Origin of the sequence: Novosphingobium sp. AP12 (assembly GCF_000281975.1) — a bacterium.
Taxonomy (GTDB): domain Bacteria; phylum Pseudomonadota; class Alphaproteobacteria; order Sphingomonadales; family Sphingomonadaceae; genus Novosphingobium.
Genome location: NZ_AKKE01000036.1, coordinates 1 through 14,107 on the forward strand (window position 1 = coordinate 1; position 14,107 = coordinate 14,107).

Annotated in this window: 9 protein-coding genes; 3 read left to right on the plus strand and 6 right to left on the minus strand. The window is 65.5% G+C overall.

The window, feature by feature from the left end; all coding sequences use genetic code 11:
- Positions 1 to 212: 212 nt before the first annotated feature.
- From PMI02_RS25805 to rpoD, 4 genes are all read right to left on the minus strand, one after another.
- On the minus strand, positions 213 to 422 hold the full coding sequence (locus PMI02_RS25805; RefSeq protein ID WP_007680759.1) for a hypothetical protein: 210 nt from the start codon (positions 420 to 422) through the stop codon (positions 213 to 215).
- Between the two features lie 690 nt (positions 423 to 1,112).
- Positions 1,113 to 3,734, minus strand: a complete 2,622-nt coding sequence (locus PMI02_RS07060; RefSeq protein ID WP_007680762.1) for an AAA family ATPase — start codon at positions 3,732 to 3,734, stop codon at positions 1,113 to 1,115.
- Positions 3,731 to 4,864: a DNA repair exonuclease gene (locus tag PMI02_RS07065; RefSeq protein WP_007680764.1), complete on the minus strand. Its 1,134-nt coding sequence runs from the start codon at positions 4,862 to 4,864 to the stop codon at positions 3,731 to 3,733. The genes PMI02_RS07060 and PMI02_RS07065 overlap by 4 nt, the downstream gene beginning before the upstream one ends.
- Positions 4,865 to 5,499: 635 nt before the next feature.
- Entirely contained in the window at positions 5,500 to 7,527 is a 2,028-nt protein-coding gene (gene rpoD / locus PMI02_RS07070; protein ID WP_036502726.1) for an RNA polymerase sigma factor RpoD, read from the minus strand.
- Positions 7,528 to 7,979: 452 nt separating this feature from the next.
- Here rpoD and PMI02_RS07075 point away from each other — a divergent pair, with 452 nt between their 5' ends.
- Positions 7,980 to 8,393, plus strand: coding sequence for a hypothetical protein (locus tag PMI02_RS07075; RefSeq protein ID WP_007680772.1), 414 nt, complete (start codon positions 7,980 to 7,982; stop codon positions 8,391 to 8,393).
- Between the two features lie 1,108 nt (positions 8,394 to 9,501).
- Here PMI02_RS07075 and PMI02_RS26975 read toward each other — a convergent pair.
- A complete protein-coding gene (locus tag PMI02_RS26975; RefSeq protein ID WP_007680773.1) occupies positions 9,502 to 9,675 on the minus strand; it encodes a hypothetical protein in 174 nt (57 codons plus the stop codon).
- 129 nt (positions 9,676 to 9,804) lie between these two features.
- Complete coding sequence (locus PMI02_RS26980; protein ID WP_157222415.1) at positions 9,805 to 9,960, minus strand: hypothetical protein; 156 nt, start codon at positions 9,958 to 9,960, stop codon at positions 9,805 to 9,807.
- A 432-nt stretch (positions 9,961 to 10,392) separates the two neighbouring features.
- Between PMI02_RS26980 and PMI02_RS07080 the strand changes: the two genes are divergently transcribed.
- Both PMI02_RS07080 and PMI02_RS07085 read left to right on the plus strand, forming a co-directional pair.
- Entirely contained in the window at positions 10,393 to 11,703 is a 1,311-nt protein-coding gene (locus tag PMI02_RS07080) for a surface lipoprotein assembly modifier (RefSeq protein ID WP_007680777.1), read from the plus strand.
- 305 nt (positions 11,704 to 12,008) lie between these two features.
- On the plus strand, positions 12,009 to 13,598 hold the full coding sequence (locus PMI02_RS07085) for a transferrin-binding protein-like solute binding protein (protein WP_007680780.1): 1,590 nt from the start codon (positions 12,009 to 12,011) through the stop codon (positions 13,596 to 13,598).
- Positions 13,599 to 14,107: the final 509 nt, after the last annotated feature.

Here is a 14,107-nt window from a genome sequence, read left to right on the forward strand (position 1 = left end):
ACCTGGGCGACGAGGTTCGCGCCATGGCCAAGAAGATGCTGGGCTGATGTTGCTGACGGCTGTTCGCAGAACCGGCCGACAATACCGACGGGTAGTGGCGCGACAATGCGGTTCTCATCCGCGTCGTGCCACCGCTTGCGGCGATAGCGGACCACGCCAACGCTGATCCGAAGATTCCGAACCAGAACGTTTTCATAACCTTTGAAACGTGATCAGCCGGGAGGCGCTGCCTTGAGCGTCACTTCCCGGCCCATCGTCAGCTTCGACTTTACCGCACCTCGCGTGCGTTTGCGCCGCGTTTTGCCACTCGGCGCGGTAGCCTTCTTCATCCCGGACGGCTTCGTCTTGTTGAACTTTGGCCTGGGCGGGTGCCCTTTGAGCTGGGCAATCTTGACCTTCAGCGCCTGGTTCTCGCGCTTCAAAGCCGCATTCTCGGCAGTGAGGTATTCGACTTTTTCCTCAAGTCAGTCACAGCGCTCGACCAGCGCCGCCACAACACGGCGCAGATCCAAATCCGCCATCTCAGCGCTGATGTCGTCGCCTTGTGCCACCCGTAGCGTGAATCACACTGCTGCGACTTTGCATAGCCTGACCGCCCGGGAGTTTCCCTCGGTTACCATTCTCGTCCCTAGGATCGATCAGCGGCCGGACTTTTCCCGTTGTGCTAGCAGGGCGCATTGCCTTGGCTTGGGAATCTGCCCCGACGTGAGCACGTGAACACGTGAGCAACGCATCGTCCGCCGCCGCCTTTCGATCGGCGGCACCGCTCGTTTTGATCGGGTCCCCCGCCGGTAAGACGCACCAAGGCGCAGCATATGCGCGGGATCTCAAGAGGGCGACGACCACGCGACTGCTCATAATCACCCACACGGTTGCGGCGTGCGGTGTCTTCGCCACGCGCACCGCGGCTCCCGGCCGGCATGTGGAAATTTGCAAGATGGACAGCGGGATTGCGCAGATCGGCGCGGCCTAGCATGGCGGCCTCGGCCTCCCAGCTGACATTGCGACCTGGCCCCGGCGCCCGAAGGATAGCCACAAAATCCTGGCGACCGGCCAAAGGTCGTCTACCGATTTTCCGTCGAGTAGCAGCATCTTCCGGCAGCCGGCTGCGCTTACAGCCTGATGCGGTTCCCCTCCACGTGCCGGAACGCCCGTTCCCGGCAGGTCAGCAGGATCACCTGCATGCGCTCCGAAGCTTCGGCGATGAGGTCGATCATGGCGTCGAGGCGGATGTCGTCGGCGTAGACGAGCGGGTCATCGAGGATCAGCGAGACGGGGCGGCCTTCTTCCAGCAGCATGTCGGCGAAGGCGAGGCGGGTCAGGACGGCGAGCTGTTCCTGGGTGCCGCGCGAGAGGTGTTCGCAGGCTTCCTCGAGGCCGCCGCGACGGATCGAGGCGAGGCCGAGGTCTTCCCCGAAGGCGGGCTCGGCGCCGTGGAGAATGCGGCCCACGTATCGGGCCGCTCGGGTGGCGACGGGACCGGTGATGGTGCGCGCGGTCTCGGCCTGGGCTTGCGACAGGGTAGTGCGCAGCAGGCGCAGCGTTTCGCCTTCCTCCTCGATGCGCATGAGCGCGGTCTGCGCTGCTGCCGCTTCGTCCCGCGCGGCTTCGGCGTGCTCGGCCAGGCCCTTGCCGCCTTCGCTCTCCACCCGCGCCTCCAGTCCGGCGATGCGCAAGGTGACGTCGGAGCGGGCCTGTTCGGCGGCCTTTCGCCTAGCATCGAGGGTGGCGATTTGGCGGCGCAAGGCTTCCTCGTTGAACGCGGCGACGGCGGTGCGCGCCTCCTCCAGCGCGACGGTGCCGGCGGCGGCCTGTTCTCGAGCAGCGGGTAGGGCGGCAGCGAGGTCGGCGAAGTCGGCGTGGGCGGCGAGGCGCTCCAGGTCCTGCGCGAGGCTGGCGCAGTCGTTAGCGGCGGTCTGCTCGGCGACCGCGAGCGGGGTGTCGGCCTTCTCCGCCTCGCGCAGGTCCGCGGCCGCCTGCGCGTGGACAGCTTCGGCGCGGGCGAAGGCGGTTTCTGCTTCCTCGCGCTGTGCTTCAATTTGCGCGATCGGCAAGGTTTCCTCGGCGGCGACCGGGGCAAGGGGATTAATGGCGACGAAGGCTTTCAGCGCGTCGGCGCCGGCTGCCAGGGCGAGATCGCGGTCGGCGGGAGCGGCAGCGAGGATGTGCGCGGCGAGCGTGTCGGCCTGGCGCTGGGCCTCGCGCGCGGCTTCGTTGCGGGCGCGCGCTTCAGCGGGGCTAGCGAGGGCCCACTCGTCGAGCAGCGCAGCGCGGCGGGCACTGGCGGCGTCGAGCGCGGCCTTGGCGCCGGCGATGGCCAGGGGCGGGCGCAGCACGAGTTCGCCGCCACCGGGCAGGCCGATGCGGGTCTCGCGGGTCAGCGTCCATGCGCCGGGGGCGAGGGGGGCGCCGTCGCGGGTCAGGTCAGCGGCGCCGATGAGTTCGACGCGGGTGCCGTCGGCTTCCAGCAAGGTGCGGTGGCGCACCACTTCGCGCTCGGCGGCGTCAAGGTCATCGAGGACCTGCGCCGGTACGCTGCGCGCGGCCTCGGCGGCGAGGGCTTCGCGCCGGATTTCGAGGGCGAGGACTTCGGTGTGGCGGCTGTGAGCGGCGGCGACGCCTTCGTGGCGGCGGCGCGCGGTCTCGCGCTCATGGGCGGCGGCGAGGGCGGTGCGGGCGGCGTCGCGCTCGGTCCGCGCGGTGTCGAGGCGCTGCGCCGCGTCGGCGACCTTGGTGCGCGCGGTGTCGAGAGTGTCCGCCAGCGCGGCCCGTTCGGCCCGGGCGGCATCGCGCCGCGCTTCCGCCCCGCTGCGCCGTTCCAGCGTCTGCGCGTGGCGGTCGGACAGGTCTTGCAGGCCCGAGAGCCGGCCCGCAGCGCCCGCCGCCTCGGCCTGGCGGCGGGCGAGGATCTGCGCGGCGCCGCGCGCGGTTTCCAGCCTCTTCTCGAGGTCGGCGCGGGTCTCGGCGTCGTGGTCGTCGTCGAGGTCCCGGCGCAGGGTTGCCAGCTGGCGGCGGGCTTGGTCGAGATCGGCAAAAGCGGCTTCCAGGGCCCGCTCGCGGCTCTCGGCCTCGGCCAGCGCCTCGGTGGCGGCGGCGAGGCGCTGCTGCGCGAGGCCGAGGCGGCCCAGCTTAGCGACCTGGCCTTTGTCGGTGAAGAACTGGCGGAACTGGCCTTCGACGCGGCCTTGCACCCGCTCGAACGCGGCGCTGCCAAGGATCGTCCCGGCCTCGCCCTCGAGCGTCGCGCCGATAAGGTCGCGCACGCGCCCGCCCGGCGCGGTGACCGACAGGCCGTCGGCCTGCGCCACCCATAGCATGCCGAGCACGCCGGCGAGGTCGGTATCGAAATTGCGGCCCTGCGCCTCGAAGCCGAGCAGGCGCTGCAGGCGCTCCTCGGCCTCGGCGTTCTGGCTGCGCCCGTCGGGGCCGGAAAGCTCCGCCATGGCGCGGCCGATGAAGCGCTTCTTCAAGGAGTACTCCGCGCCGCCGACCGCGAAATCGAGCTCGACTTCAGGCGCCACCTCGTCGCCGTGGGGCTGGAACGAGGAGATGAGCTGGGTCTTCGAACCGTACTTGAGGAACAGCGCGGCGCGCACCGCCTCGAGCATGGTGGACTTGCCCGCCTCGTTGCACTCGATGACGATGTTGAGGCCGGAGGTCAGCCCGGCGATCTCGCGGCGCTCGCGGAACTTGCGGAAGTTCTCGAGCGCGATGCGGCGGATGAGCAGGCTCATGCGGCGGACTCCCCCCCAATGCTGTTATGGCGAAGGACTTCGACGAAGAGGCGCTCCAGCGCGCGGCGGGCGCGGGGGGCATCGGGGCCGTCGGCGTCGATCTTGGCCCGCAGCAGGGCGCCGGCGCGGCCGATCATGCCTTCGGTGGAAAGCGCGGCGAGGTCTTCCTCGGTGGGTTTGGCGACCACGTCGGCGTCGCGGACGTCGAGGTTGCGCAGGCGGTGCGCCATGTCGTCCTCGGTGCGGCTCAGGATCGCGACGCGGTCGGTCAGCGGGACGATGCCCGAGAGGCTGAGGCGCAGCAGCGTGGCGGCGGGCTCGCAGGCGGCGAGGAGGTCGTCGCAGAGCGCCGCAAAGCCCTCAGCATCGGCGATCGGCCAGTCGCGCTGGAGCCACTGGTAGCGCCCGGTGCGCAGCGGGGTGACGACGGGCAGGACGTCGGGCTCGAGGTCGACGATCAGGCACTGGCCCGGCAGGTCGCGCCCGGCCTGGAAACCGTCGGTCTCGGGCGTGCCGGAGTACCAGGTGCGCGCATCGACCGAGAGCGTGCCGTGCCAGTCGCCGAGCGCCAGGTAGTCAAGCTTTGACAGCTGCGCGCGGCCCGGCGGGATGAGATTGGGCGCCTCGCCCTGCGACCCGAAATCGCGGATCGATCCATGCGCGAGGCCGATCCGCAGCCGCGCGCCGGGGGTCTCCATGCGCTCGAAGGCTTCGGTCGGATCGTCGCGCGTGTGGCGGTGGAGCAGGGGGGCGGGGAGCAGCCAGACGCCGTCCTCGATCTCGCGGGGCGTGGGCTCGGCCAGCACCGCGACGCGCGGCCCCGCGCGCCGCCGCACACGGTCCCAAAGCCCGCCGTTGCGCGCGAAATCATGGTTGCCGGGCAGCAGCCACCAGCGGCAGCCATGGCGCTCCATGCGGGTGACCGCCTGGACGACAGTGCGCTCGTCCGGCCCCTCGGTGTCGAACACATCGCCGGCTACCAGCACATGGCCGGCGCCGTGCTCGGCGGCGGCCCGCCCTAACGCGTCGATCGCATCGAAGCGCGCTTCGGTAAGCGCGGTGCGGGTGGCGGCCTCGAAGCGGCCGAAGGGCTTGCCGAGCTGCCAGTCGGCGGTGTGGATGAAGCGCATGGCTACGGCCTTAGCAGGTGAGGGGACTTGGGTGCGAGAGCCCGAGGGAAGGATGTGTAATTTGGGAGTGGTAACTGCACCGCTTGCCGCGCAAATGATCCCCGGAGACACACCTGCGGGCGGAGTATCGACCATGCTGCGCGGCACTTAAACGTCGCGCCAGCCAGGCATTTTGGGGGGATCGATAGATCGCGCGGTGCCCATTGCCTGTGTTCCCGGTTAGCCGGGCGCCCTTGCAGACCTGCGCGAGGCGGCAAGATATCCGATCGAAGCGTCTCACCGTGACAGTCCCGGTACGTCCAGTGCGCGCTTGAGCGACAAACTGGACGATGCGCGAGGGATTGGAAGGCGGGCCTGGCTGCAAGGCACAGCCGTCTGCCCATGTCAGCCATCCGTGTGCCGGGCGAGCGTCGGGGTGCCGGGTCTCGATGACAGCCCCTATCGCCGCGGTGGACCCGCGGGCGAGTTGGGCTTCTCGCAATCATCGGCATGTTCGATGAAACGCTGTCGCTGTTCCTTGGCTATCCGCAGTCCCCCGCGGGTCACATCCCATTCGCAATCAACAGTATTGCAGCGCATTGCATTCTACCGGCGCGCCGGATGATAGGTTGCGCGCGCGGATCCCGGCTTGATGCCTAGTCCAGGAATGCGCGCATGGCCCGCGACCGGCTCGGATGCTTGAGTTTCCTCAGCGCCTTGGCTTCGATCTGGCGGATACGTTCGCGGGTAACCGAGAACTGCTGGCCGACTTCCTCGAGGGTGTGGTCGGTGTTCATGCCGATACCGAAACGCATGCGCAGCACGCGCTCTTCACGCGGGGTCAGCGAGGCCAGCGTGCGAGTGATCATTTCCTTGAGGTTCGACTGGATCGCCGCGTCGACGGGAATGACGGCATTCGCGTCCTGGATGAAATCGCCAAGGTGGCTATCGTCTTCATCGCCAACGGGGGATTCCAGAGAGATCGGTTCCTTGGCGATCTTCAGGACCCGTTTAACCTTCTCCAGCGGCATCGACAGGCTCTCTGCCATTTCCTCGGGCGTGGGCTCGCGGCCGTGATCATGAAGGAAGCGACGGTTGGTGCGGACCAGCTTGTTGATCGTCTCGATCATGTGGACGGGGATACGGATCGTGCGGGCCTGGTCGGCGATTGAGCGGGTGATCGCCTGCCTGATCCACCAGGTGGCGTACGTCGAGAACTTGTAGCCGCGGCGGTACTCGAACTTGTCGACGGCCTTCATCAGGCCGATGTTGCCCTCCTGGATGAGATCCAGGAACTGCAGGCCGCGGTTCGTGTACTTCTTGGCGATCGAGATCACCAGGCGCAGGTTCGCCTCGACCATCTCCTTCTTGGCGATGCGCGCCTCGCGCTCCGCCTTCTGGACCATGTTCACGATACGGCGAAATTCGGGCAGCGCCATGCCGGCGGCCGCGGCGATGTCCGAGACTTCGAGGCGGATGCGCTCGGCCGGATCGGCCTCGGCTTCGGCGAAGGCCGCCCACTTCTTGTCCGTCCCGGCCATTTGCGCCAGCCACGCGTCGTCCAGCTCGCGTCCGACATAGCTATCGAGGAAGTCCGCGCGCTTGACCTTGTGACGCTCGGCCAGACGCAGCATCTGCCCGCCCAGCGCGGTCAGCCGGCGGTTGAAGGCATAGAGGTTGTCGACCAGGTATTCGATCTTGGCCGCGTGGAATTTGACCGATTCCATCTGCGCGGTGAGTTCCTCGCGAAGCTGCTGGTACTGCTCTTCCTTGGCGGCCGGGAAATCGATGCTCAGCGCCAGCGCGTCTAGGCGCTCGGACTGCAGGCGCTCGAAGGTCCGGAACAGCTCGGTGATCAGCCGGAACTTCTCGAGCGCTTCGGGCTTCAGCGCGGCTTCCAGCTGCGCGATGCTGATGGTGTTGTCTTCTTCCTCGTCGACGGCCACCCGCCTGGTGACCGGGTTGCCGTCCTCGTCGAGCTCTTCGGAATTGTCTTCCTCGACGTCGTCCTCGTCCTTGAACGAGGGGCCGGCAGTCTTCTCGCTGATCTCGCCCGCATCGCCCTCGCCGTCTTCACCGAGAGCTTCCGGCGCAGGCTCCTTCGAGACCATCGCGTCGAGATCGAGGATCTCGCGCAGTTGCATCTCGCCGGCATTGAGCGCTTCGGACCACTGGATGATGGCGTGGAAGGTGAGCGGGCTTTCGCACAGGCCCTGGATCATCATGTCCCGGCCTGCTTCGATGCGCTTGGAAATGGCCGCTTCGCCTTCGCGGCTGAGCATTTCTACAGCGCCCATCTCGCGCAGGTACATGCGCACAGGATCATCGGTACGGCCGAGACTGTCCGCGTTGCGGCTGTCGGTCGTCCGCCGCGGGGACGCTTCGCCGTCATCGTCAACTGCAGCCTGACGGTCGTCATCGTCTTCGGTCTGCGTGTCAGCTTCGTCTTGCGCGTCCTCAGCGTCCTCGTCGTTTTCGACGATGTTGATGCCCATCTCCGACATTGCGGACATGATGTCCTCGATCTGGTCGGTGGTCATCTGGTCCTGCGGCAAAGCCGCGTTCAGTTCGCTGACGGTCACGACGCCGCGGCGCTTTGCGCGCGCGATGAACTGTGCCACCGAGCCTTTGTTGGCCCCCATCAACGGTTCGTCGATATCCGCGCTGTGTTCGATGTTGCTCATACTTCCGCCGTTTTCCGTGTGTCGAGGCGGCGACCGCACCGTCATGACATTTACCTGGAGTGGTGGGCGCCCTTGCCCGACAACGTCGATGAGTGCCAGTGGTCTTGTGGTCTCACGTCTGGTTGAGATCGGGCGGGCCGGGCACGCGATGAACTCAACGATCAGCGTAAGCAGGATCGCCTGATTGACAACAAAGACGGTCTGCAGTCGGTGAGCGCGAGACGGATCATGCCTGGCAGCGGCCAAACGGAGCCTTCGTCCCGTTTCTACGCCGCAACGCGTGGTCCGGGTTTCGGCGGGAGAAATTTCGGACACGCGTGCTATTTTCACGAGCCGGCCGGCGGCGGCGCCGAGCCGCGTACGCTAAAAAGGGCGATCATCCGGGAAACCCGGCTGCGCTTGCCGGCGTTTCCCCGGTCATGACTTACCAGCCATCGACCCGGAGAATTGCAATGCGCACCATACCGACCTTGGCGGCAGTGCTTGCTGCCATCGCCATCGCATCGCCCGCCGTTTCCAGCGCCGAGGCGCCGCAGCAGCCCGAAGCGGCAGCAAGGTCCAGCGTTCCCGAGCCGGGCGATCCCGAGGCCCGCCGCCAGATGCTCAATGCCCAGCAGGCACAAGCCGCGCGTAAGCAGGTCGAGGCCAATAGCGCCAGCGAAGCCCATCACGATGCCGCCGTCGCGCTGAATGAAATGGCAACACAGCACAACGATGTGCTCTACTCCGATGCGCTGACGCGCAACTCCGAGGCCCGGCAGGACTACCGCGCCGAGCGCAAGGAGTGGGAGCGTACCAATCCCTATTGCTGGGACGGCGACGCGGCGAAGTGCCCGGCCGATCCGGTCGCGCCCCCCGCGTACTGACGGACAGGATCGCCGTGCGATGCGCGGGCGGAACCCGGTCACGGCGGCATGAATCGCGTGCTCGCCCGCCCGCCGCGCTATTGAAAGCGCCGCGCCAATCTGTGCCGCTGCGGCCTTATTATTGGCGCGGTGTGGCGCTCCAGTTGTGCCGCGACCGCCGGCGAATGTTGGCTCGGCAGCAACGGCAGTTCGCCACATAGCCGTGATCGCCTCGAGCGATCGTGCTGTTCGATGGAGCATGCCAGCCCAATCGGCATCGGATGATTTGAGGCAGGAAAATGAACATGGAGAGGGGCCCGATCCTCGGCTGCGCGGCGGGCATATTTTCAGCACCGCTTAGCTGTAGAGAAGCAGTCCGCGGGATTAACTTTCCGTCATTTGCTTCGGCAAAGTGGCGGGAAGTTGGCAGCGGCGGTCGGCGTTAAGGGGAAGAAGGGCCGAGCTGAACACCTTCGCGGTACCAGCCTTGAGGCTAAGAGGTCCTTTCAAGGACGGGCGCATTGCGGGACGGTGTCATGACGCGGGCACCCGCGTAACCTGGGCGGGCGCTATACGTGACCTTCTGGTTTCGGCAGGGAAAGAGGCGGGCGGTGACAGCCTGGCAGACCTCACTGGCGGCACGACTGCGCGGATCAGGCCGTCGCTTGCGCGCCAACCGTTCGCGGGACAGGTAACGGGGTTCGTGGGGCCGGTTTCCCGAACTGACCGGGTCGGCGGACTGCTACGACGCCGGGCAGGAGAAAGGGCAGGTTAGAGCTGGCCGTCGCTGCGATTTTCCGGAATGTCGCCGTTCGGGCCTGCTCATGCTCGGCGCAGCCGTGCGCAAGGCCGCGTGCAACCAGGACGCAAGGGCCGGAGAGGCGCCTTTGTCCCTGGTCCCGGAGGATTCTGGAGCGAATGCCTCGGAGAGCGTGCTGCCAAAGGATGCGGGCGTCGTTGCTGCCGCGACTGCGGCAGATGCCGGCAAGGAAACGCGTGTCCCAGAGATGAACGATTCTCATCGCGCTGACAGTGACAGGTCATCGGCCGGCCCCCGAACTGGTTGCCGATGAAGCGTTGTTACCAGCGAGAAGGCTTTATCTATGGTTGGGCTGTTTGGGTGCATGGATCAGCCGCGGACCTTTGCTGCGTCTTCGTGCAGGGGATGCGGCTCTCGCCCGCCCAGGTTGATCAATGCTGGTCGATACCGCGCCGTGAAAAAGCCACCCGCGATGAGGGCCCAGATGAGCAGGACAAATCCTACCGCCAAACTCATTTTCGTGGAATAGAACACGTCGGGCATCACAGACCTCCGGACCCATTTTGCGCTTAGCGGTTTTGACCACAATCCAGATTTCCATGCCGTAGAAAACGGGTGGCGGCGACTTCCTTCCGGTTCTTCGAGAAAGCAGTTGCCCCTCGCTGCGGGCAGTTATGCGATCAGGGCGACCAGGCAGGTCGTTGCGACACCGAGCGCAAGTCGGTCGACCATCGTTCGCTCCTCGTAATCCTGCGAGCGATGGCGCGGCCTCTCATAAATCAAATATTTGCCCCATGGTGATCCATAGAAAGGTGCCTCATCGATCATGCGTTGGAACTGGCAACTTGCCGATTGGCTTAGTTGTGACTTCAACCCGGCTCGCCTGCGAGCAGCCGGGGAGCGGTTCCTGAGAGGCTCATCGGCCGTGGACGGCAGGTGTGGAAACGCACAATTGGAACCGTCGTTGATTTAAGAATCTTGACTTTGTCATCTGCCAAAATCAGCCGCAGCAAGACATTCGCGCCGACCGTGTCTTATTTATATTGGGTGTCATCGCTGCCTTGTGGCGTGGCGTCATGACGTATCCACTCGATCGAGCAGAGCGGGCATATCACTGGGAGATTGGCACGCTGCTGCAATCGTCGATTAATTTATTGAAACAAGGTGTACGATCCATCTAGACATTGATTGCATCTCTACGATAATCCGGTGTGCAAACGGGGGCATGCCATTTTCATTCTTCGACTGCTGGTTGCGGCGATGCTGGCCGGCATCGCGGCCGGTGCGGGTGCGCAGGATCAGGGGGTCCCGCCTGCGCCGGTTCCCGCGCAAATTAAACTCTCGGCCGCGCAGATCTTTGCGTTGGCCGAGCAAGCGGGTCGGGCAGGCGATTTCGCCACCGCCGAGACCGCCTATCGGGCCCTCACACGGGACGCCGACCTCGAGGTTCGCACCGAGGCCCGGTTCCGTCTCGGCCTGATGCTGGCCGACGATCTCAAGCGCTACAGCGATGCCGCGCTCGAGTTTCGCCGTATCCTCGACGACAAGCCCGGCGCCGCGCGGGTGCGCTTGGAACTAGCGCGCATGCAAGCAATGCTCGGCAACATGGCCGGCGCCCGCAAGGAACTACGCGCGGCGCAGGCCGCGGGGCTTCCTTCGTCTGTGGAACAGCTGGTGCGCTTCTATTCGCGCTCGCTCAATGCCCGCAAGCCGCTGGGCGGCTCGATCGAAGTGGCGCTTGCGCCGGACAGCAACATCAATCGCGCCACCCGTTCGGATACGCTGGGCACGGTGATCGGCGACTTCTCGCTCGACGACGATGCCCGCGCCAAATCGGGTGTAGGCCTCGACCTGCAGGGACAGGGCTATTTTCGCCTTGGCATCGAGCCGGGGACCGACCTCCTGGTGCGTGCCTCGACCGACGCGACGCTCTACCGCGAGAAGGATTTCAGCGACATCAGCTTGGCGCTCCAGGCCGGGCCGCAATACACTTGGGGCGGCAACCAGCTGACCTTCTCGGCAGGCCCGGCGCGTCGCTGGTACGGCGGCCGACTGTTCAGCACCACCATGGGGGGCGGGGTGAGTTGGCAGCGACCGGTGGGCAAGCGGGGGCAGGTGCGCCTCGACGGCAACATCGCCCATGTGACCAACCGGCGCAATGCGCTGCAGACGGCGGATGACTTCACGCTCTCCGCCAGCTTCGATCGGGCTTTCAGCGCGCGTTTCGGCGGCGGCGTGCAGGCTTTCGGTTTCCGCGAAGCAGCACGCGACCCGGGTTACTCGCTGGCGATGGGCGGAACGTCCGCCTACCTTTTCCTCGAACTGGGTCGCACCACGCTGGTGGGTACTGTCGGTTACAGCCACCTCGAAGCGGATGCCCGCCTGTTCCTCTACCCGAACCGCCGCATCGAAGACCGCTACAGTGCCAGCATGGCAGCGACTTTGCGCGCGTTGCACCTGGGCAGCTTCGCGCCGCTGGTGCGCCTCAAGTGGGAGCGTAACCGTTCCTCAATCGAGATTTACGACTACCGCCGCGTCGTCGCCGAGTTCGGCGTCACGTCGGCATTCTGAATGGGGGAATGTTCATGACTTCGATGCGTATTGCACGACTTTCGGTCAGCGCCTCGCTGATGGCGCTCGGCCTCGCGCTGTCGGCCTGTGGCGGCGGCGGGGGCAGCACCAACAGCACGCCGGTGCCTCCTGCACCGACACCAACGCCGGCCCCGAGCCCTTCGCCGACGCCTACGCCTACGCCTACGCCTACGCCGGCCCCTACCCCTTCGCCCACTCCAACACCCACTCCAACGCCAACGCCAACGCCAACGCCCACTCCTCCCCCTACTCCTACTCCCTCACCGCCAGCGGGGAATACTTCGTTGATCAATCCGAGCATCAGCGAAGTCTTCACCGCCGACGCCGGAACCGTTTCGGCGCTCTATCCCGGCGGGGGCACGAGCCCGGAGGTCGAGGGACGCACCACCCTGACGATCGCCTACGATGCGACCAACGGCAGCTATACGATCACGGCTCCGCAGGCCTCTCAGGTCTTCCGGGCGGCGGATAGGGATACCGCCAGCAGCGATCGAAGAATAACGCGTTACGTGCGAACGCAAGGGACCGTCACAGATAGTCTCGTCCTCACCAAGGCAGGTGAGAGCGGCATCTTGACCAATCGCTATGTCGGCGGTGGCATTCAGCGACGCACCGACACGGCGGGGGGAATCCAGAACAATCGCCTGAACGTGTTCACCTATGGCGTACAGACAGCCAATGGCGCGGTTCCGATCACGGGAACCGGGACCTTCGCTTTCGGCATCATCGGCATGGAGGCAGGGGACGACGTCCTCGCCGATTTCGATGGCCGCGGGACCATGCAAGTAAACTTCGCGTCTGCCACGCTGACAGGGGTGGGGTTGAAGATAACGCGCCGCTTCAACGATAACGGCTACGCGGCATTAGACCAGTCGGTCTTCACGCTCGAGGGCGTTTTGGGAGTGGGTGGAAACGCCTTGTCCGGTTCGATCCGCTTCAGCGATGCTGCTGCTACCTTGGAAGGCCGCTTCTATGGTTCCGCTGCGGAAGAGGTCGGCGCCACGTTCTACGGCGCCAATACGCGCAACCAGATGATTTCCGGTGTACTGCTCGGTCGCTCACGCAGCACACCTGGATATGAAACGCTCACCGATCTGGTGATGCCTATCGAACTCCAGGCCTATACGGCGGCGATTTTCGCCACACGCAATGCCGGCACGAACGACTACGGCGACACCTCTCTGGGCAGTGGGGGGCAGACGTCATTTCTTGTCGCCACCGATCCTCGTTCGTACAAGTACTTCTACGACTTGAACGACGGCAACCGCGTAGCAGCGCAATCGGATAGCCGTTTCACGACGTATGTGCCGGCGTCTGGACAGATGTATCGTATCTACAATCCCGGGCCGGGTAACGACGAACTCGCGCTCACGTACACAGGCTTCGGTCTCAGGGAAATGCGCGTAGCGGGAGCCCGTGCAATGAACGAGACCTTCGTGTTCGGCCTCGAAACAGGCTTCTCACAGTTACCCCTTAGTGGCCAGGCCAGCTACCGGGGAGTGGTCTACGGCAGCGCCATAGGGGCCGGCAGCAACGCCGACCTCTTCGCGCTGCATGGCTCTGCTGCCTTCGACTTCGATTTCGGTCGTAATGCATTCACCGGATCCATGCAGCCCGCAGCCACGAATACGCGTACCCAGGTCACGACCGACCTTGGCACTTTGACCTTCATCAACCCATGGATGCCAGGGGCAGCTATGATGACGAGCGCCTTCGCCGCCGACATCGGCGGTCCGTCTGGCACAACGGGCCGCATAACTGGCCGGTTCTACGGGCCCCAGGGGCAGGAAGTGGGAGGAAGCTTCTCGCTGGTTACCCCGGCCGCTGGAACCGTTCTGACTGGGGTCGGGGTTGTGGCCGCCGTTCGGAGATAGTCCGCCGCCCAACCCCCTCATAGCAGGGAAACTCCCTTTCGACCCGATTGCAAACGGCTGCTCGTTCCGGGGCAGTCGTTTGTGCACCATGTGCGGCATGGTTTGAACTGCAAGCGCTGTTTTCAGGCCATGGCGCTTCAGAGTATAAGCTGGCCGGCGGCTGCCTCTCGGACTCCAACATGTGGTCTGCGAATTCACACCGCCCCAATCCACGCAAGGCCGGTTTTCGTCGGCACTTACGTTGATTCCATGCGATTTGCTTGAGCGTCAGAATAGAGAACTGGCGCATTTCCCCAAGGAGAGCATGCCCTGCTCACCGAAGGTCAGCGGGCGTAGTGGACATACGACCCCCCTCATGCCGCCCCTTTGCAGTTGCAGGTTCACCCGGACCGGCTGCCCTGGCGGTCGGCGCAGCGGCGATGATGCGGGCCCCGGTCCTCTCGGGCCATTTGACGGCGGCTTTTTTTGGGGCCACTTACAGTCGATCAGGTTCTTTCTCCGGGCCCGGC